Origin of the sequence: Streptococcus mitis, assembly GCF_002096755.1 — a bacterium.
Classification (GTDB): Bacteria; Bacillota; Bacilli; order Lactobacillales; family Streptococcaceae; genus Streptococcus; species Streptococcus mitis_AC.
The window spans coordinates 152852-173612 of record NZ_NCVF01000020.1 but is presented as its reverse complement, the minus strand read 5'-3'; the positions used below and the strand labels follow the sequence as shown (position 1 = coordinate 173612).

Below are 20761 nucleotides of genomic sequence, written 5' to 3'. Positions count from 1 at the left end.
CCTCACTTTAATTCTTCTGCTAGAACACTCATATTTTCTTCAAGATTTTCTAGGTAAGTCTTGTCATTTTGTGGGTCTGCCTCTAAAGGATTCAGAGTTTTAAGCCCCACACCTGTTGATTTGACAAGAGTTTCAGCTACTTTTGAAGAAGCATTACTTTCTGTAAAAATCGTTTTAACCTTATAGGTTTTTACAAATTCCTGAATTTCTGTTAGTTGTCTTGGACTTGGTTCTTGTTCTGGAGAGATACCTGCAATACCAAGTTGATTGAGTCCAAATCGCTTAGCAAGATAAGAAAAGGCTGTATGCTGTGTTACAAAAGTTTTCTGACTCGCTTTTTCAAATTTAGGCTGGAATTTCTTAGTCAATTCTTGAGCTTTTTTGATAAAGGCTTGCGCATTTTTTTGATAAGTTTCTTTATGCTCACTATCCACCTCTGAAAGTTTATCAGCGATAATCTGAGCTTCTTCACCAGCTTTTTCAGGATCTAGCCAAGTGTGAGGATCATAGAGCGTTTTTTCATCAACTCCATCACCTGCTTCCACATCTTCTAGCCCAGGAACACGGTCTAAGGTCATTCCTTCAGAAGCCTCTAAAACCTTAACTTTTGATTTTTTAAGATTGGGGTCCAGACTTCCTGCCCAAGATTCGAGCGTATGAGAATGATAAACAAAGACATCTGCATCATAGATGGCTGCAATGTCGTTCGCTGAAGGTTCAAAGGAGTGAATCCCACTACTTGACTGAATCATCCGAACATCATTCAAGTCACCAGATACTTCCTTGACCATAGCATAGACAGGATAAAAACTGGTTACAATTTTCATCCCTTTCCCAGTCTGACTTTCCTTTTGGCCACAAGCCCCTAAACACAAAAGAAAGACACTTAACAATACTAAAAATAAACTCTGTTTTTTCATAAACAACCCCTTAACTATTTAATTAACTGGTAAACATTCTACTCCTAAAAATTTAATCTGTCAAGCTATTTTTAGAAAAAATTTGAAATTTCTTTCACATATAAAAATCTGCTGAGTTTCAATAACTCAACAGATTTTCACTTTATATACTCAATGAAAATCAAAGAGCAAACTAGGAAGCTAGCCGCAGGCTGCTCAAAACACTGTTTTGAGGTTGTAGATAAGACTGACGAAGTCAGCTCAAAACATGTTTTTGAGGTTGTAGATGAAACTGACGAAGTCAGTAACCATACATACGGCAAGGCGAAGCTGACGTGGTTTGAAGAGATTTTCGAAGAGTATTATTCTTCTATGGTAGAATGCTTATAACCATAAGTAAAGTAAATGATACTTCCTACTAACAATGCAACTAGGAAAGCAATCCAAGTTTCCATATTATACTGCAACATAAAAGATAAACAAATGATGATTGATAAAATCGGTAATAAGGGGACCAATGGTGTTTTAAATTCTCCAGCTTTGGGCATTCCTTTTTCTTTCCGTAAGCGAATCAGACCATAAGCCAGCATGATCAAGTAGGCCAAGGTACAAATATTTAAGAAGGCTGCGATACTAGCAAGAGGGAACATTCCTGCTGCTACTGCTGAAGCTAGACCTGTCAAGATAGTAGCATTTTTTGGTACCTTGCTTGTTTTGGTCAGTTCTTTAAAGGCAGCAGGCATCAAGCCGTCACGCGCTAAACTGTAAATCATACGCGATAGGGCATAGGTCATTGAGATACAAACCGTAATCAAGGTTAAGATAGCCACTAATGACACATAATTGGCTGCCAAACTAATCCCAACGCTGCGAAGAGCAAAGGCAACGGCATCGTCGACATTTAAATGACTATAGTGAACCACACCAGTCAAGACAAGAGTCACCAAGGCATAAAGAATGGTTACGATCGAAAGTGATAAGACAATCCCTCTCGGAATATTTTTTTGAGGAGTTTTGACTTCATCTACAGCCATAGAGATGGATTCGAAGCCTAAAAATCCAAAGAACATTAAGGACGCACCAGCCATAATACCAGTACTAGCACCATAGATTTGTCCAAAACCATAAGGAGCAAAATTGCTCCAATTATCAAGCTTGATATGCCAAATTCCCACCAAAATAAAGAGAGCTAAAGCGGAAAATTTCAAAATCACTAGAATAGAATTAAAACGTAATGCTGCTTTAGCATTGAGTAAAACAAGTGAGGTCACCAATACCAAGACAAGAATAGGCAATAAATCAACAAATGTCCCTGCTTGAGGATTAAAGGTACCATTTAAAGCCTGAGGAAGGGCTATCCCATATTGAGAGAGCAAGCCTTTAAAATAAGCTGCCCAACCCGAAGCCACACCAGATATGGCTGTCATGAATTCCATCATGGTTAACCAACCAGCCAACCAAGCTGGGAATTCTCCTAAGATGGCATAGAGATAACTGTAGGCACCACCTGTAGCAGGTACTCGTGAAGCAAATTCTGCAAAAAAGAGAGCTGATAATCCCACACACAAGGCAGAAATGACGATTGAAATCACTAGGGCTGGACCAGCAAGCGTTGCAGCTGCAGTACCTGTGATTGTAAAGACACCTGTCCCTACCATGGCTCCGATACCTAACAAAATCAAATCCCATAATTTCAAATGCCTGTGCATCTCCGTTTTATCCAAACTGACATTCTTTGTTCTAAATATATTCATCTTTGACTCCAAAATAAAATGATGATTCTATTTTACCATAAATATAGGGTATTTGTGAATATTTATAAAATGTTTTTCTAAAAAAATCTGACTACTCTCTTGTAATCAGATTTTTATCTATTCTAGTTCATTTCTTTAAAGGCTGCTTCTGCATCCGCATTACTGATAGCACCAAATTGTATCTTTCCAATCTTTCCTTGACTGTCAATCAGGTATTCTGTAGGAATGCTTCGAATTTGATAAGCTTGGAATGTGGTTGCTTTTGTGTCATAAAGAACTGGGATATCCTTATAACCTTGATCTTGGAACCATTGTGGGAATTGCTCGACAGTTTTTTCACCTTGAATTCCTGGTGCAATGACACTAAGAATTTCAAAATCACGATCTGGTTTTGCAGCTAATTCCATCAACTCTGGCATACTTTTTTTACATGGACCACACCATGAAGCCCAAAACTTCAAATAAACCTTTTTACCCTTATAATCAGATAACTTCACTTCTTTGCCATCCATTGATTGCAAGGTAAAATCTGGCGCCTCTTTCCCAACAGCAATTTGTTGTACAGTCGTTTGTTGCTGTTGTTTTGGGGATTGTTCTGGTGCTTTAGTCTTTTTAGTCTCTTCCTCACCACAGGCTATCAATACGACTAATGACAAGAGGCTTAAGCCAGCAAACATTACTTTTTTCATCTTTTTCTCCTTTATTCAAAAATTCCAGCTAGAACATTTACTTGTCCTAATAGTAATAAAACTCCCATTAAAATAATAAGGAAGCCACCAATTTTCTTCAGTAGCATCATATGACGTTTAATTTTACTAAAATATGGCATAACTACACCAGAAGCTAGAGCCAAAACCAAGAAAGGAATGGCCATCCCCAGAGTGTAAATTAAGGTATAGATCGCTCCTTGCCAAGCACCATTACCTCCAGAAGCGGCAAGCGCTAAAACAGAACTTAAAACTGGACCAATACAAGGCGTCCAACCAAAGCTAAAGGTAATACCGAGTAAAAAGGCTGACCAATAACGATTGGGTGCTGATTTCTTAAAAGTAAAGCTTTTTTGAACCTCTAATTTCTTAAAATGAAAAATTTCCATCTGGTGTAAACCTAAGATGATGATAATCGTACCCATGGTATAGCGAAACCAATTGGCATAGAGAATATTACCAAAGTAACCAGCACCAAATCCTAGAATAAAGAAAATAAGAGAAATACCTGCGATAAAGCAAAGCGTCCGAATCAAACCTGACCAAGCGACTTTTCTTCCAAACAAGGAGAAGCTTTTTGCGCTTTCCTGATCATCCAATAAAATTCCAGTATAAACAGGTAACAGAGGGAAAATGCAAGGGGAAAAGAAGGACAAGATCCCTGCTAAAAAAACGGAGATTGAAAATACTATCGTTTCCAATAAAGAACCAACTTTCTTAATAATTCATATCCTATTTTACTATAATCAATTTCATTTGTATGATTTCTGCTACGCAATTTGAATTAGTCTGTATTTGAAAGATTTTCCGGTACTAGTTCATTCAGATTCTGGCCCCTTTTTTGCCCTCTATACACAAAAAAGCCTATTGACCAAGCTAGAAAGCTTGATACAATAGGCTTTTTAAAGGCTGATTATTTAACAGCGTCTTTAAGAGCTTTACCAGCTTTGAATGCTGGAACTTTAGAAGCTGCAATTGTGATTTCTTTACCAGTTTGTGGGTTGCGACCTTTACGTGCAGCACGCTCACGAACTTCAAAGTTACCAAAACCGATCAATTGAACTTTTTCACCAGCTGCAAGGTAGTCAGCTACTGCTGCGAATACAGCTTCAACTGCTGCTGCTGAGTCTTTCTTAGTCAATTCTGTAGCTTCTGCTACTTTAGCGATCAAATCTTGTTTGTTTGCCATGTTAATGATTCCTCCAATTTAATTTCTAATTAACAATTATAATCATATCCTAAAATCCCTTTTAGGTCAAGTTAAAAACGCTATTTCTTCCCATTTTATTTATTTTTTTAAGAGTAGTAACGTACTAAAATAGCCCAAGCGTTCTCACCCGTGTGAGTTTGAATAATAGAGCCCGTTTCCAAAACTGAAATTGGCTTTTCAACATAAGCTTGTAAGCTTTCTTTCATCTCTTTAGCCCAATCAGCACTACCAGAATATGAAATTCCAATCTCTGCTACAGAACGTTCAGAGAGCGACGTTATCAACTCATCTAACCATTTTTTAAAAGTTTTAGCTCCACGACCTTTAACGATTGGCTGCAATTCATGGTCTTTCATCTGCATGACAACACGTATATTGAGAAGTGAGCTCAACAATCCAGTTACACGCCCAATTCGTCCACCTTTAACAAGATTTTCCAAAGTCGAAACGCCAATATAGAGTTCTGTGTGTTTTTTTACCTCTTCTATGCGAGTTAAAATTTCCTCCATATCTTTGCCTTCTTGTGCTAACTTCGCAGCCTCAACAACTTGGAATTTCAGGGCTTGGTCAGTGAAGGAACTATCAATAACTGTCACGTCGGCAGTAGATAAACTAGCACCCTGTCGCGCTGCTTCTACAGTACCAGAAAGAGCATGGGACATATGAATAGCAAGAATCTGGCTACCATCCTTGCATAGGTCTTCAAAAACTTCAGCGAAGACACCTACAGGGGGCTGGCTTGTTTTCGGGAGGTTCTTACTTACTTGCATCAACTGAAGAAATTTACCTTCTTCTTTCAAATCCGCATCAGAATAAACAACATTATCAATCATTACAGATAACGGAACAACAGTGATATCTAATTGTTTTACTAGTTCAGGTTCAATAGTAACAGATGAATCGGTTACAATCTTAATTTTTGTCATAGTATCAATCTTTCTATTTTAGGATTCAGATTGGTTTTCTTACTTTTAATTATATCAAAAAAAGATTAAAAATCCTAATGGAGTCAATCAAATTTTCCGTAAAAATTTGATATAATCATCTTATAAGAAAAGAGGTGTCCTATGATTAAAAAAATTTACCCCATTTTTACCATTTTACTAGGTGCTGCTATTTATGCTTTTGGACTGACTTATTTTGTAGTTCCTCATCATCTCTTTGAAGGAGGGGCGACAGGTATTACCCTCATCACCTTTTATCTTTTTAAAATCCCTGTTTCGCTCATGAACTTGCTGATTAATATTCCTCTTTTCATCCTAGCTTGGAAGATTTTTGGAGCAAAATCTCTCTATTCTAGTTTACTAGGAACCTTAGCCTTGTCCGCCTGGTTGGCTTTTTTTGAGCGTATTCCCCTTCATATTGATCTTCAAGGTGATTTACTGATCACAGCCCTTATAGCTGGGATTCTATTGGGAATTGGGCTCGGAATTATCTTCAATGCTGGTGGGACAACTGGTGGAACTGATATTGTAGCTCGTATTATCAATAAATACACTCATATATCTATGGGAAAACTGCTTTTTATCTTAGATTTTTGTATTCTCATGCTTATTCTCCTAATCTTTAAGGATCTGAGATTAGTTACCTACACGCTCTTATTTGATTTTATCGTTTCTCGTGTTATTGATTTGATCGGCGAAGGTGGCTATGCAGGTAAAGGATTTATGATTATCACAAAACGTCCTGACCAACTTGCTAAGGCGATTAATGATGACCTAGGTAGAGGCGTTACTTTCATCTCAGGTCAAGGTTATTATAGTCGAGAAGATTTAAAAATCATTTACTGTATTGTCGGAAGAAATGAAATTGTTAAAATGAAGGAAATGATTCATCGAATCGATCCTCAAGCCTTTATAACTATTACAGAAGCCCACGAAATCCTTGGAGAAGGATTTACCTTTGAAAAAGAATAAAAAGAGGTAATGTACTGAATTGATTTCTTTTAGAATCTACAATAATAACGTGAAACAATGATAATTTCTCCATCAAAGTAATCCTTTAAATCTTCTGTCGTGAGAGTATCGAATTGACTACTAAAATCAAGAAGATATAATTCCTCTACACCCTCTCGTTTTTACTTTCTTTCACGTTCAGTAGAGTTCAAAATATGTAAAAACAATTCCGAATGATAAGGCTCTAAAGCAATCTTTAAAGATTCATTAAACATCATAACCACGATAGGCAACAAATCCTTCCTCGTAGCCTTGTTGGTAACACGAAATAATTATTTATCAGATAGTTTGCCAATATCTTTATGGTTTTTATAGAAATAGTAGTAAATATAAAATAATTATTTCATAATGATATCTATTTCTGTAACAGAAAATCTGAAACATATTTTTTACCTGAAGTGTAACAGTGTAGAAAGTTCATTTTTTTGAAATGATTATAAAGTACAATATATTGAGGTAAGAATTTTAAAGCCAGAAAAACGCATTATATCAGGCACTTAAAAACTTGATACAATGCGTTTATTTAATATGAAAAGATCTACTAGATTCTTTAGAAATGAACTTCCAGTAGCCTTTTCACTTTTTATTAATAAGTCCCTTCTTCACCTTGGCTAGTCAAGATTACCGGACCATCTTTAGTAATGACAAATTGGTGTTCATACTGACATGACAATCCACCGTCAATGGTCTTATGCGCCCAGCCAGTTTTCATATCTGTATCGATTTCCCAGTCACCTGTATTGATCATCGGTTCAATGGTCAAGACCATACCTTCACGAAGACGAAGTCCACGACCTGCAATACCATAGTTGGGAACCATTGGCTCTTCGTGCATAGTTGGGCCAACACCATGACCAACCAAATCTCGCACTACACCGTATCCACGACTTTCAGCGTATTCTTGAATAGCCGCACCGATATCACCGATACGATTTCCAACAACAGCCTGCTCAATCCCCTTATACATGGCCTCTTTAGTTACATCCATCAAGTTTTTCACTTTTTCGGACGGTGTACCAACAGCATAAGCCCAACAAGAGTCTGCTAGGCCACCAGAATAGCTCTGAGTGTATTTTTTCATTTGCTCCACATTGTTGAAATTTAATTTTGAGACATTCAGGTCAGATTTAGCAATGGGACCTCCCAAAACCATGTCAACTTTGAGCAAATCACCATCTTTCAAGATATAGTGACGAGGGAAAGCGTGAGCTACTTCATCGTTAAGAGAGCAACAGGTAGCATAAGGATAGTCCATCATGGCACCGTCAACTCCAATCTGAAGCGGAAGGAAATTTTCTTCCTTACAACGACGGCGAACGTATTCTTCAACTTCCCACATATCTACGCCAGGCTTAATCAAATCACGTAAGCCAATATGAATACTTGCTAGAAAATCTCCAGCCTTGTCCATAGCTTCGATTTCACGAGCTGATTTTAATGTTATCATTATTTCTCCTAGTTTCTAATTAATTTTAACAGTCACATTTGCTTTTGAAACAATCTGATGACCGTGATAAATATCGTAGTCAATAATAGCTGATCGTCTAGTATGATGGATAATACGTGCCTGAATGCGCAGTATATCATCTATCTGAACAGCCTGCAAAAAGTAGATCAGCATTTGTTCGATGATGAGATTGCGACCACTATTCACAACTAAATCTTGGGTCATATGAGTCAGTATCTCTGCCAATACACCATTAGCCAAAACACCGTTCTTCTCTAGCATAAAGGGTTCCACTGTAATCACTACTTCATCATGGTGATAAGAAAGTTTTTGACCAATCTGCTCAGAAAAAGTAGGTAGAGCAGAAACTTGGGAACGACTCATCTTCTCCATGACATCTCGTCTGGTTACAACCCCAAGCAAGGTTTGATTATTTCGAACAACCGGTACCATTTCAAAGTCTTCAGCAATCATCCGTTGACTCACATTGGCAATATTTGTCGATAATCCAACCAAAAATAGACTACGAGACATGACTTTATCAATTGTGGTACTTGGTGACTTATCTCCCGCATCTCTCATAGTAACAACCCCAACAACAACCTGATGTTGATTGATAACAGGGAAACGGCTGCTACGATTCTTACGTACCAAATCCAAATAATCTTTAACAGTGTCTGTCTCTCTCAGAAAACCATATTCATGACTCGGACGGTAAAGTTTCTCAACTGTCAGAATATCAGTCTTGATTTGGACATTTGATAAGGCTTTATTGATCATGGTCGCGACAGTGAAAGTGTCATGTTTGCTTCTTAAAACAGGAATTCCTTTTTGATTGGCCAGTTTAAGCACGTCATCATGAACATGAAATCCTCCTGTCACAAGAACAGCATTTTCATTTTCAAGTGCTAACAGTTGGATACGAGTACGGTCTCCGACAATCAAGAGTCCCCCATCATGAAGGTAGGACAGGATATTTTGTTCAGTCATGGCACCGATAGAGAACTTACTAAATTCTCTATCTAAACCTTCTTGACCAGACAGAACCTCAGAAGAAGTCACTTCAGCAATTTCAGCAAAAGTTAATCTTTCGATAGCAACTTTCTGAGATTTGACACGGATAGTACCACTTCTTGGACGAGTCTCTACAATTCCACGATTTTCAGCTTCTTTAATAGCCCGATAAGCCGTTCCATCACTGACTCCTAGATGGTTGGAAATGCTTCGAACACTGACCCTCTTTCCGACAGGTAATTCTTCCAAATAGCTTAGAATTTCCTGATGTTTACTCATTGAATTCTCCTTTTACATACCGAAATTCAAGATAATCCCGCATTTTTCTTGTGTAGCGATCACTTCCTTTAAACTGACGAGTCAAACGGAATCCAGACTTTAGAGCAACCTTTTGGCTAGCTTCATTTTCAAGATGAGTAATGATGGCTAATTGTTTTAAACCAAATTCCTCAAAAGAAAGCTGACAAATTTTTCTAACAACCTCTGTCATAAATCCTTGCGACCAAGCATCTTTTCTCAAAAAATAGCCAAGCTCAGCTTCTTTTTTGATTTCATCTAACTTCTCAAATTTAATAGAACCAATCATTTGTTGATTTTTCTGGTCACAAATTGCCCACACTCCCAAAGGGGACTTCATAAAGTAATTCGCTAATGCATATTGACTTTCTTCCAAACTAGCTTGACTTGGAAAAATGAATTGTAAATTTTCTGGATTTGAAGCTATCTCATGGAAGTCTTGACTATCACTAAAAAAGAAAGGACGCAAATACAAGCGATCCGTTTCAAAAAAAGAAAACATTGCTAATTTGGTCCAAATATTCATAAACACCCCTACGGTTTATTCTTCAACAAGTGTAATATCTGCTCCTAGATTACGTAATTTTTCAATAATATCTGAATAACCACGTAAGATGAACTCAATATTTGTAATTTCAGTTTTGCCTTCAGCCATTAAACCAGCAATGACAAGTGCGGCCCCAGCTCTAAGGTCAGTAGCTTTTACATTTGCACCACGCAAACCACGTCCACCAGTATATAAAATATGGTCGTTTGTAGTCGTAATATCTGCGTCCATCTTTGCTAGTTCAAAAACATGGTTTACTCGTTTTTCATAAATGGTATCAATAATGGTACCACGCCCCTCTGCTGTTAACAAGAGAGGAGTAATTGGTTGTTGCAAGTCAGTAGCAAAACCAGGATAAGGAGCTGTCTTAATATTGATTGCTTTCAAATTAGACTGTTCTTCGACAAAAATACTGTCTTCAGATACAGTCATTCTCACTCCCATTTCTTCCAACTTAGCGATGAACCCTTCTAAGTGTTCATAAAGAACATTATTAATACGAATTCCCTTACCAACTGCAGCAGCTAAGGAAATGTATGTTCCCGCTTCAATACGGTCTGGAATCACCTGATGACGGGTTCCGTGTAATCTTTCAACACCATCAATAATGATAATATTAGTTCCTGCCCCACGGATATGGGCACCCATATTATTCAAGAGAGTTGCAACATCAATAATCTCAGGCTCACGGGCTGCATTTTCAATAATAGTACGCCCATTTGCTTTAACCGCAGCAATCATCGTATTAATCGTCGCACCGACACTAACCGTATCCATGTAAATACTTGCACCATGAAGTCCCACATATTTAGCAGATAACTTCATGTTATCTCCCTCGTAGCTAACAGTAGCTCCCATTGCTTCAAAAGCCTTAAGGTGTAAGTCAATAGGACGTGGTCCCAAATCGCATCCTCCAGGTAAACCAACTGTAGCTTCACCAAAGCGACCTAAAAGACTTCCATAAAAATAATAAGATGCACGAAGACTATTGATTTTCCCATAAGGCATTGGAATATTTTGAACACCTCGTGGATCAATCTCTAACACATCGTCATAACGCTTAACGGTAGCACCCATTAACTCCATGATTTCGACAAGACTAGCAACATCGGAAATATCTGGTACACAATCCAAAGTCACAACATCATCTGCCAAAATAATAGCTGGAATCAAAGCTACTACACTATTTTTTGCGCCACTAATGGTAATCTCACCTTGCAGGGGCAAGCCACCATTGATAACAATTTTTCTCATTTTAAATTTTTAATACTCTTTCAAAATTTCTAAAAAGGTCCTACGTTAAAGTATATCATAAATTCACCCTTTTTTCCATCATTTTCAATTATATTAGCTGAATCGGATTTATTAGTAAATGAGCTGTCTTGAAATGTTTTACGCCTTTTTGCCCCCTAAATACAAAAATAGCCCTTCGGATAAAATCCGAGGGGCTAGAAACGTTGTTAAATCAACGGCCGAACTTTTGAATTTCAAGGTTCGGGATAAAATAGTTCACTGAACTATTTTATTTTTTAAGGTTGTAGAATGATTTCAATCCACGGTATTCAGCTACTTCACCAAGTTGGTCTTCGATGCGAAGCAATTGGTTGTATTTAGCGATACGGTCTGTACGTGAAAGTGAACCAGTCTTGATTTGTCCTGCATTAGTTGCAACTGCGATGTCAGCGATTGTTGAATCTTCAGTTTCACCTGAACGGTGTGATACAACGGCAGTGTAACCAGCTTCTTTAGCCATTTCGATAGCTTCAAAAGTTTCAGTAAGAGTACCGATTTGGTTAACTTTGATAAGGATTGAGTTAGCAGCACCTTCTTGGATACCACGTGCAAGGTAGTCAGTGTTTGTTACGAAGAAGTCGTCACCAACAAGTTGAACTTTCTTACCAAGACGTTCAGTAAGAGCTTTCCAACCATCCCAGTCGTTTTCATCCATACCATCTTCGATAGTGATGATTGGGTATTTGTTAACCAATTCTTCAAGGTAGTCGATTTGTTCTGCAGATGTACGAACAGCAGCACCTTCACCTTCAAATTTAGTGTAGTCGTAAACTTTACGTTCTTTATCGTAGAATTCTGATGAAGCACAGTCAAATCCGATAAATACATCTTTACCTGGAACGTATCCAGCAGCTTCGATCGCAGCAAGGATAGTTTCAACACCGTCTTCAGTTCCTTCGAAACGAGGAGCAAATCCACCTTCGTCACCTACGGCAGTTTCCAAACCACGTGATTTAAGGATTTTCTTAAGAGCGTGGAAGATTTCAGCACCGTAACGAAGAGCTTCTTTAAATGTTGGCGCACCAACTGGCAAGATCATGAACTCTTGGAAAGCGATTGGAGCGTCAGAGTGAGAACCACCATTGATGATGTTCATCATTGGAGTTGGAAGAACTTTAGTATTGAATCCACCAAGGTAGCTGTAAAGTGGGATTTCAAGGTAGTCAGCAGCAGCACGAGCTACAGCGATAGACACACCAAGGATTGCGTTTGCACCCAATTTACCTTTGTTAGGAGTACCGTCAAGAGCGATCATAGCACGGTCGATAGCTTGTTGATCACGTACATCGTAGCCAATAATAGCTTCAGCAATGATGTTGTTTACGTTGTCAACAGCTTTTTGTGTACCAAGACCACCGTAACGAGATTTGTCACCGTCGCGAAGTTCAACTGCTTCGTGTTCACCAGTAGAAGCTCCTGATGGAACCATACCACGTCCGAAAGCACCTGATTCAGTGTAAACTTCTACTTCAAGTGTTGGGTTACCGCGTGAGTCTAGGACTTCGCGAGCGTAAACATCAGTAATAATTGACATTTTTTACTCTCCTTATGAGTTAAATTTTTTACACCTCTATAATACCTTAAAACCCCTCCTTTTTCAAGAAAAAACGTTATCTTTGTGCAAATTTTCCTTAACTTTATAAAGTAATCGCTTTCTTTTGTCTGTTTTATTCTAACTTTTATGATATACTGTTTTCATGACAGATTTATCAAAACAATTACTTGAAAAAGCTCATGGTGGGCCAAAATTAAATCCGGATGAGCAAAGACGCTATCTTGGTACTTTTGAGGAAAGAGTTCTTGGATATGCAGATATTGATACAGCAAATAGTCCTCAGTTAGAAAAAGGTTTTTTATCTATTTTAGAAAACCTTCAGGAAAAAGCAGAGCCACTATTTGTAAAGATTTCTCCAAATATCGAATTTGACAAGCAAGTTTTCTACTTAAAGGAAGCTAAAGAAACTGATAGTCAAGCTACCATTGTATCTGAAGAGCATACTTCTTCTCCTTTTGGCCTGATTATCCATAGCAATGCACCAGTTCAAGTAGAAGAAAAGAACCTTCGACTTGCTTTTGCAAAACTTTGGGAAGTTAAAAAGGAAGAACCAGCCAAAACATCCTTATGGAAGAAATGGTTTGGCTAAATCATGCGCATATTTAATAAATGCCCGATATTGGCAGCCGTGTGCTCCAAATAGAGACTGGCATTTTTCAAACTATCTTCTAGAGGTTCACTTTTCTCCAAAATAGAAAAGGCAACTTGAATATTTTCAAATGGTAGGGAAGGTAAATCCTCAGCAAGACTACCGCAAATAGCAATAACAGGAACTCCGACAGGGGTTCTTTTTGCAACACCTATCGGAGCTTTACCTGCTAGGCTTTGACGATCTAGCCTTCCTTCTCCTACAACAACCAAGTCAGCATGTAAAACTTTCTTATCAAAGTTGATTAAGTTCAAGCAGGTATCAATTCCTGATACGATATTTGCCTGAGCAAAGGCACACAAACCGCCAGCAATGCCTCCACCAGCTCCTGCTCCTTTAATTTGCAATGTTGCAGGTGAAACTTTTTTATAAAAATCTTGGATTGCCTGATCTACGACTGCAAACATAGTAGGATGTAGGCCTTTTTGCTTACCAAAAGTATAAGTCGCACCTTGATGACCACATAAGGGACTCACGACATCTGCTAAAATACGAATTTGAACATCTTCTGGAATTTCATAGCGATTTTCTATTGAAACAGAAGCTAATTTTAGTAAGGATTGACCGCAAGCCGGTAAGACATTTCCATCCCTATCATAAAATCGATAACCTAAACCAGCAGCGATTCCAATTCCTCCGTCATTACTGGCCGTACCACCAACGCCGATATAGATATCTTTAATCCCTTGACTAATGAGGTGGCGAATCAATTCTCCAATACCACAAGTTTGGATTTTCAGTGGATCTCGTTTCTCTAGCGGAATCTTTCCAAGGCCAACCAAATCAGCAACTTCAAATAGTGCCAGTTGTTCTTTTTGAAAATAGCGCATGGCTTCTTTTTGTCCAAAAGGGCCTGTCACTTGGATCCAATTTTCTTCTAGGTCAATAGAATGTCGAATAGCATCAACAGTACCTTCTCCCCCATCACCAACAGGGCAGAGGAGACATTCTACATCTGCTATCGATTGTTGGAAGCCTCTTTTTATTGCTTCAGCTACCTGTTGAGCTGTCAAGCTTTCCTTAAACGAATCCGGTGCAATTACAATCTTCATATTTTCCCTCATTCTAAACAGTCAATCAAAGGAAGTACTTCTAAAAAATCCCTCTTGTCAACATGATTCGGTATTTCTTTTTTGAGTACTTCTTTGGCACAAAATGCGATTCCAAGTCCCGCCGACTTCAACATCAATAAATCATTGGCTCCATCACCGATTGCGACTGTTCTTTCTTTAGAAAGTTTTAGTTCCTCTCTCCATTGTTCTAGAGTCTCTTTTTTAACCTCTGGACTGATAATTTCTCCAATCAATTTTCCTGTTAGATGGCCGTCTTTATCTTCAAGTTGGTTGGCAGAGAAATAGGAAATACTAAGGAATTTTGCTAATCTCGCAACTATTGGTGTAAAGCCCCCAGACACCAGACCAACTAGGATTCCGTTCTTTTGGAGAATAGAGATAAATATCTGTGCATTTGGCGATAGATGAATAGAGTCGAAAGCTTTATCAAATACAGAGACAGGAAGGCCTTCCAAGAAGGAAACTCTTTTTCTTAAACTACTTTCAAAGTTCAACTCTCCTCTCATTGCCCGACTTGTAATCTGCGAAATTTCTTCCTCACGACCTGCCTCTCTACCCAAAAGATCAATTACTTCTTCTAGGATTAAGGTTCCATCAACATCCATAACACACAATCCTTTTACTTGAGACATCACTCCTCCTCTCTAAATAGCCCAAAAATCGTATGAAATCATCATACGATTTTATCTATTAATTAACTAAACTATGGTACAAGTCAAGGTATGACTTGCAGGCTGTATCCCATGAGAAATCACACTCCATAGCTTGTTTTTGTAGACTTCTCCAAACATCAGGATGGTTTCTATACAAGTCCAAAGCTGTTTGGAAAGTCCAATTCAACCAGTAAGGAGATAGATTGTCAAAGCTAAAGCCAGTACCGCTTCCTTCAATTGGATTAAAGGCTTTAACGGTATCTCGCAACCCACCAACTTCATGGACCAATGGCAAGGTTCCGTAACGCATAGCCATCATTTGAGACAAACCACATGGTTCAAAACGACTTGGCATAAGGAAGAGGTCACAAGCAGCGTAGATTTCTTGAGCTAGTTTGACATCAAAAGTGATATTTGCTGATAGCTTGTCTGGGTAGATTTGAGCAAACCATGAGAAAGCTCCTTCAAAGGCTGGATCTCCAGTTCCCAAAAGAACAATCTGAATATCATTTTGCAAGATATGGTGCAAACTTTCCACCACCACATCAAAACCTTTTTGACGTGTCAAACGAGAAACAATTCCCACAAGAGGAACATCAGCTCTAACTGGCAAGCCTACTCTCTCTTGCAATTTTGCCTTATTCTGGGCTTTACCAGACAAATCTTCCTGATTAAAATGATAATCTAATAGGGCATCCGTCTGAGGATTATACAGGTCAGCATCAATCCCATTCACGATACCAGAAACTTTACTAGACTCCATTCGAAGAATCTGATCTAAGTTACATCCGAACTGACTGGTCATAATTTCATGGGCATAGCTAGGTGAAACGGTTGAGACACGATCTGCATAAAGAATACCAGCCTTCATCCAGTTCAGACAGTTGTTCCAGCGAAGGGTACCATCAGCGTATCGTTCAAAGCCAACTCCAAACAAATCACCCAACATTCCTTCTGAAAATTGTCCTTGGAATTCTAAATTATGAATTGTTAAAACTGTTTTAATGCCCTCATAGGCTTGAATCCAACGGTATTTTTCCTTCAACAAGAAAGGAATCATAGCTGTATGGTAGTCATGAACATGGAGAAGATCAGGAATAAAGTCAATCCTTTCCATAGCCTCAATAGCAGCAAGTTGGAAGAAAGCAAAGCGTTCTCCGTCATCAAAATCACCGTAAACATGACCACGGAAGAAATAATATTGATTGTCAATAAAGTAGAAGGTTACACCATTTAATACTGTTTTCTTAATTCCACAATACTGTCTGCGCCAACCAACACTCACCTCAAATTGAAGAACATCTTCAATCTGATTTCCAAATTTAGCCTCTACCATATCATAGTAGGGGAGAATTACTGCAACTTCGTGCCCAGCTTTTACCAGTGATTTGGGAAGAGCGCCAATGACGTCTCCCAAACCACCTGTTTTTGAAAAGGGAGCACCCTCTGCTGCTACAAATAAAATTTTCATGAATGAATATCCTCTGTTACTTTAGCACCTTTCTTAACGACGACTGGATGTTCTGCAGTTCCACGGATCACTACTCCATCCGCAACTTCAACACCCTTGTCCAAGATAGCGTATTCTACCTGAGCACCTTTTCCAATAACAACACGAGGGAATAAGATGCTATCTTTAACCAAGCTATCCTTATGGACATGAATATTACGTGATAAAACAGAATTAGCCACTTGACCTTCAACAATACTACCAGAAGCAAACTGAGAAGTACTTACCTTAGATGTATTGGCATAGTAAGTTGGCTCTTCGTTTTTGACCTTTGTATAAATCTTTTGGTTTGGTGAGAAGAGAGAATAGAACTTTTGCGATTCAAGCATATCGATATTCGCTTTATAATAAGACTCTACAGAATGAATGTTGGCTAGGTAGCCTGTGTACTCGTAGGCAAAAGCCCCTTCTTTTGCAGCCAAATCCCGTAAAACATAGCGCAACTTCTCTGGATGTTCTTTCTTAGCCTCTTCTTCTAAGCGTTCAATCAACCAAGGGGTATCAACGACAAAGATATCTGTCGACATATTGTAAACTTCATCTGATGATTTACTATCAAAGAGTTTATGAGAACGAACATGGTCTGTTTCATCCACTTCCAAGATTGCGTTTACTTCTGAAATGTCTTTCTTAGCTAGTTTTTTATAAACTACAGTGATAGGCCCTTTTGTTGTACTATGTAGATGGAAAACTTGGTTCAAATCAATATTAATCAAAACATCACAGTTGAGTGAAACTGTTTGGTTTGAGCCAGAACGTTTCAAGTAAGTAAGAAGTTGTTGGTAGTATTCTTTTCCAACTGTACTACTTTCCACACGAGTATTGTAAATACCTAGATAATAGTGGCTAAGAAGAGTTGACAAGCCCCACTCACGTCCTGAACGGATATGGTCAAAGACTGAGCTGATATTGTCTTGTTGGAAAATACCAAAAATACTACGGACACCAGCATTAGCAAGACTTGAAAGCGGGAAGTCAATCAAGCGATATTTACCACCAAATGGCAAACTAGCTACTGGACGGTGGTCTGTCAGTGTTGACATATCATGAAAACCAACTGTGTTTCCTAAAATGGCAGAATATTTATCAATCTTCATCTGTTGCTACCCCCACTACTTCATCATATCCTACAACTTGTACTTCTTCTGTTCCATCAATTTCGACACCATCAGAAATAACTGCACCTTCACCAATAATGGCACGTTTGATTTTAGCTCCCTGACCGACAATTGCACCACTCATGATAACTGAATCTACTACTTCTGCCCCTTCGCGAACTTGCGCACCTGTTGAGAGGATAGAATGTTTAACAGTTCCATCTACGAAACAGCCATCGACAACCAAGGAATCTTCCACATGAGCATTTGCCCCAAGGAAGTTTGGTGGTGAAATTAAGTTTCTTGAGTAAATCTTCCATTGACGGTTACGGCTATCCAAGGCATTTTCTGGTGAAATATATTCCATGTTAGCTTCCCAAAGTGACTCAATAGTACCAACATCTTTCCAGTAGCCATTAAACTCATATGCATAGACACTTTCACCTGACTCAAGGTAATTTGGAATGACATTCTTACCGAAGTCTGACATATCGACATTGCTCTTTTCAGCAGTAACAAGCATATTGCGCAGACGTTGCCAATCAAAAATGTAAATTCCCATAGAAGCTTTTGTAGATTTAGGTTGAGCTGGTTTTTCTTCAAATTCAACAATGCGGTTATTGGCATCTGTGTTCATAATACCAAAACGGCTAGCTTCCTTAAGAGGAACATCAAGAACTGCTACTGTCAAACTAGCATTGTTATCCTTGTGTGACTGGAGCATATCATCATAGTCCATTTTATAGATGTGGTCCCCAGATAGAATCAAAACATACTCAGGATTGACACTGTCGATATAATCGATATTTTGGTAAATAGCGTGACTAGTCCCTTCGAACCAACGATTTCCTTCACTTGCAGAATAAGGTTGAAGAATAGAGACACCAGAATTGATACCATCTAGTCCCCAGCTTGAACCATTCCCGATATGGTTGTTGAGAGCAAGTGGTTGGTACTGTGTAATGACTCCAACATTGTTGATGCCTGAGTTGGCACAGTTTGAAAGAGCAAAGTCAATGATACGGTAGCGCCCACCAAATTGCACAGCTGGTTTTGCAATGCTTTGAGTGAGTTTACCGAGACGAGTTCCTTGCCCACCAGCAAGAATCAAAGCTAACATTTCATTCTTCATTTTCTACTCCTTTTTGGTTTTTACTTGTGACGGTTTTAGTAGGTTTTAAGCGACGTTTGATTTTCCAAACACTTGCTCCCATAGCCGGTAGGGTAAAGGTCAAGGTCTGCTCATAATCTTTCCATAGTCCTTCTTGCGTTTGCACAGTTTGATTATGTTCTTTCCAAACGCCTCCCCACTCTTCTAACTCAGTATTCCAGACTTCTTCGTAAATCCCTGCAACAGGCAGTCCGATTGTAAAATCTTTTCGTTCAACAGGTGCCATGTTAAAGACACAGACTAGCATGTCGCCCTTTTTACCCTTACGAATGAAGGAAAGAACACTCTGGTCTCGATTATCCGCATCGATGATTTCAATACCATCGTAGCTGGTATCAATTTCCCACAGACAGCGGTGGTCTTTGTAAAACTGGTTTAGCTGAGAAGTGAAATACTTCATCTTAGCATTCATAGGATCTTCTAGATTAGACCATTCCAACTGTTCTTCAGATTTCCATTCTAGGAATTGCCCATATTCACTACCCATAAAGAGCAATTTTTTACCTGGGTGACAAATTTGGTAGGTGTAGAGATTGCGCAAACCTGCGAATTGATTATAGCGATCTCCCCACATCTTGTGCATCATACTCTTCTTTCCATGAACCACTTCATCGTGTGAGAATGGTAGGAGATAATTCTCCTTGAAGACATACATAAAGCTGAAAGTCACCAGGTTAAAGTCATATTTACGATAAATCGGATCTTCTTCATAGAAACGGAGGATGTCATTCATCCAACCCATATTCCATTTATAGTCAAATCCTAGACCATCTGAATCCTTAGTGTCAGTAATCTGAGTAGCTGATGAACTTTCCTCAGCTATCATCATAACGTCTGGATGAACTAGTTTAATCACATCATTCAAGCGTTGAAGGAAATAATATCCTTCATAGTTGAGATTTCCACCATCTTTATTAGGTGTCCATGGAGCATCATCGTAGTCTAAATAGAGTATATTGCTGACAGCATCCACACGAATACCATCTAGATGGTAAAAATCAATCCAAAACTTAATACTAGAAATCAAGAAGGACTGGACTTCATTTTTTCCAAGGTCAAAATTGAGAGCGCCCCAACCATAGTTATGAGCCTTATTATGGTCTTGGTACTCAAAAGTCGGTGTCCCGTCATAATAAGCTAAGGCATCATCATTAATGGTGAAATGACCAGGTACCCAGTCCACAATAACTCCGATGTTGTTTAAGTGACATTCCTCAACAAAATCTTGAAACTCTTCAGGGCGACCATAGGCATGCTCTAAAGCAAAGTAACCCATAAGCTGATAACCCCAACTCAAACCGAGAGGGTGAGACATCAAGGGCATAAACTCAATGTGAGTAAAGTTCATTTCAACCAAGTAAGGAATGAGTTCATCTTTCAATTGAGCAAAACTATAAGGTGTGCCATCAGGATTTCTCTTCCAAGAGCCAGCATGAGCCTCGTAAATATTGACAGGACGCTCTTCAAAGCTCAAGCGTTTTCTCCGAGCTAACCAGAGACCGTCCTTCCATTTTTTCTCTGGGATTTCTGTTAAAATAGCCCCAGTACCCGGACGTGCCTCATACCTTACAGCCAAAGGATCAATTTTCATCAGCTGATGACCATTTGCACGTGTGATATGATACTTGTAAATTTGGCCTTCATGAGCAAGGCTGGTAAAGACTTCCCAGACACCAAATTCATTTCGTTCCATTGGAATTTGATTTTCTACCCAATTGGTGAAATCTCCTACCAAGTGGACAGCCTGAGCGTTGGGAGCCCACACACGAAATGTATAACCATACTCTCCATTTAGTTCTTCCCTATGTGCTCCTAGATAATGCTGAAGGTGAAAATTTTCTCCTGTCATAAAGGTGCGCAAAGCTTCTCTTTTATCCATAATACCTCCTCTTTTCTGTAAGCGTTTTCTATAGATTTATTATACTACCTT

General features: G+C 38.7%; 19 protein-coding genes and 1 pseudogene. 2 read left to right on the top strand and 18 right to left on the bottom strand.

What is annotated here, in order from left to right; translation table 11 throughout:
- Nucleotides 1-2: 2 nt before the first annotated feature.
- The 6 genes from adcAII to B7700_RS03720 all read right to left on the bottom strand — a co-directional run bounded on the left by adcAII (nucleotide 3) and on the right by B7700_RS03720 (nucleotide 5496).
- On the bottom strand, nucleotides 3-920 hold the full coding sequence (gene adcAII / locus B7700_RS03750; protein ID WP_049544284.1) for a zinc-binding lipoprotein AdcAII: 918 nt from the start codon (nucleotides 918-920) through the stop codon (nucleotides 3-5).
- Between the two features lie 341 nt (nucleotides 921-1261).
- Nucleotides 1262-2653: an APC family permease gene (locus tag B7700_RS03740; protein ID WP_084887245.1), complete on the bottom strand. Its 1392-nt coding sequence runs from the start codon at nucleotides 2651-2653 to the stop codon at nucleotides 1262-1264.
- Nucleotides 2654-2775: 122 nt separating this feature from the next.
- Nucleotides 2776-3342 carry a thiol-disulfide oxidoreductase-associated lipoprotein SdbB gene (gene sdbB, locus B7700_RS03735; protein ID WP_084887243.1) on the bottom strand — a complete coding sequence of 189 codons (567 nt, stop codon included), beginning with the start codon at nucleotides 3340-3342 and terminating at the stop codon, nucleotides 2776-2778.
- Between the two features lie 11 nt (nucleotides 3343-3353).
- Complete coding sequence (gene ccdA2 / locus B7700_RS03730) at nucleotides 3354-4061, bottom strand: thiol-disulfide oxidoreductase-associated membrane protein CcdA2 (RefSeq protein WP_084887242.1); 708 nt, start codon at nucleotides 4059-4061, stop codon at nucleotides 3354-3356.
- Between the two features lie 212 nt (nucleotides 4062-4273).
- Nucleotides 4274-4549 carry an HU family DNA-binding protein gene (locus B7700_RS03725; RefSeq protein WP_001284637.1) on the bottom strand — a complete coding sequence of 92 codons (276 nt, stop codon included), beginning with the start codon at nucleotides 4547-4549 and terminating at the stop codon, nucleotides 4274-4276.
- Nucleotides 4550-4656: 107 nt separating this feature from the next.
- The gene (locus tag B7700_RS03720; protein ID WP_084887240.1) at nucleotides 4657-5496 is read right to left on the bottom strand and encodes a DegV family protein; all 840 of its coding nucleotides are present in this window, start codon (nucleotides 5494-5496) and stop codon (nucleotides 4657-4659) included.
- Between the two features lie 141 nt (nucleotides 5497-5637).
- On the opposite strand from B7700_RS03720, the gene B7700_RS03715 reads away from it, so the two are divergent.
- Entirely contained in the window at nucleotides 5638-6486 is an 849-nt protein-coding gene (locus B7700_RS03715; protein ID WP_084887238.1) for a YitT family protein, read from the top strand.
- 53 nt (nucleotides 6487-6539) lie between these two features.
- Here the strand turns inward: B7700_RS03715 and B7700_RS03710 are convergent.
- The 6 genes and pseudogenes from B7700_RS03710 to eno form a co-directional block, all read right to left on the bottom strand.
- A pseudogene (locus B7700_RS03710) lies at nucleotides 6540-6797 on the bottom strand (nucleotidyl transferase family protein); the annotation flags it as partial.
- A gap of 314 nt (nucleotides 6798-7111) precedes the next feature.
- The gene (locus B7700_RS03705) at nucleotides 7112-7972 is read right to left on the bottom strand and encodes a methionyl aminopeptidase (RefSeq protein WP_084887236.1); all 861 of its coding nucleotides are present in this window, start codon (nucleotides 7970-7972) and stop codon (nucleotides 7112-7114) included.
- Nucleotides 7973-7987: 15 nt separating this feature from the next.
- Nucleotides 7988-9265: a CBS-HotDog domain-containing transcription factor SpxR gene (gene spxR / locus B7700_RS03700; RefSeq protein ID WP_004254268.1), complete on the bottom strand. Its 1278-nt coding sequence runs from the start codon at nucleotides 9263-9265 to the stop codon at nucleotides 7988-7990.
- A complete protein-coding gene (locus tag B7700_RS03695) occupies nucleotides 9258-9809 on the bottom strand; it encodes a GNAT family N-acetyltransferase (protein WP_045611734.1) in 552 nt (183 codons plus the stop codon). The genes spxR and B7700_RS03695 overlap by 8 nt, the downstream gene beginning before the upstream one ends.
- A gap of 15 nt (nucleotides 9810-9824) precedes the next feature.
- Nucleotides 9825-11084, bottom strand: a complete 1260-nt coding sequence (locus B7700_RS03690; protein ID WP_084887234.1) for a UDP-N-acetylglucosamine 1-carboxyvinyltransferase — start codon at nucleotides 11082-11084, stop codon at nucleotides 9825-9827.
- A 268-nt stretch (nucleotides 11085-11352) separates the two neighbouring features.
- Entirely contained in the window at nucleotides 11353-12657 is a 1305-nt protein-coding gene (eno, locus tag B7700_RS03685; RefSeq protein WP_000022813.1) for a surface-displayed alpha-enolase, read from the bottom strand.
- Nucleotides 12658-12820: 163 nt separating this feature from the next.
- Between eno and B7700_RS03680 the strand changes: the two genes are divergently transcribed.
- Nucleotides 12821-13267, top strand: a complete 447-nt coding sequence (locus B7700_RS03680; RefSeq protein ID WP_084887232.1) for a DUF1694 domain-containing protein — start codon at nucleotides 12821-12823, stop codon at nucleotides 13265-13267.
- On the opposite strand, the gene B7700_RS03675 is transcribed toward B7700_RS03680, so the two are convergent.
- From B7700_RS03675 to glgB, 6 genes are read right to left on the bottom strand one after another with little or no spacing between them, the layout of a single operon-like run.
- Nucleotides 13264-14379 carry a glycerate kinase gene (locus B7700_RS03675; RefSeq protein ID WP_084887230.1) on the bottom strand — a complete coding sequence of 372 codons (1116 nt, stop codon included), beginning with the start codon at nucleotides 14377-14379 and terminating at the stop codon, nucleotides 13264-13266. The genes B7700_RS03680 and B7700_RS03675 overlap by 4 nt on opposite strands.
- 8 nt (nucleotides 14380-14387) lie before the next feature.
- Entirely contained in the window at nucleotides 14388-15032 is a 645-nt protein-coding gene (gene serB / locus B7700_RS03670; protein ID WP_049544253.1) for a phosphoserine phosphatase SerB, read from the bottom strand.
- A 58-nt stretch (nucleotides 15033-15090) separates the two neighbouring features.
- Nucleotides 15091-16524, bottom strand: coding sequence for a glycogen synthase GlgA (gene glgA, locus B7700_RS03665; protein ID WP_084887228.1), 1434 nt, complete (start codon nucleotides 16522-16524; stop codon nucleotides 15091-15093).
- Entirely contained in the window at nucleotides 16521-17660 is a 1140-nt protein-coding gene (glgD, locus tag B7700_RS03660) for a glucose-1-phosphate adenylyltransferase subunit GlgD (protein ID WP_084887226.1), read from the bottom strand. Before glgD ends, glgA begins: the two co-directional genes overlap by 4 nt.
- The gene (locus B7700_RS03655) at nucleotides 17650-18792 is read right to left on the bottom strand and encodes a glucose-1-phosphate adenylyltransferase (RefSeq protein WP_049491443.1); all 1143 of its coding nucleotides are present in this window, start codon (nucleotides 18790-18792) and stop codon (nucleotides 17650-17652) included. The genes glgD and B7700_RS03655 overlap by 11 nt, the downstream gene beginning before the upstream one ends.
- Nucleotides 18782-20710, bottom strand: a complete 1929-nt coding sequence (gene glgB / locus B7700_RS03650; protein WP_084887224.1) for a 1,4-alpha-glucan branching protein GlgB — start codon at nucleotides 20708-20710, stop codon at nucleotides 18782-18784. Before glgB ends, B7700_RS03655 begins: the two co-directional genes overlap by 11 nt.
- Between the last annotated feature and the right edge of the window lie 51 nt (nucleotides 20711-20761).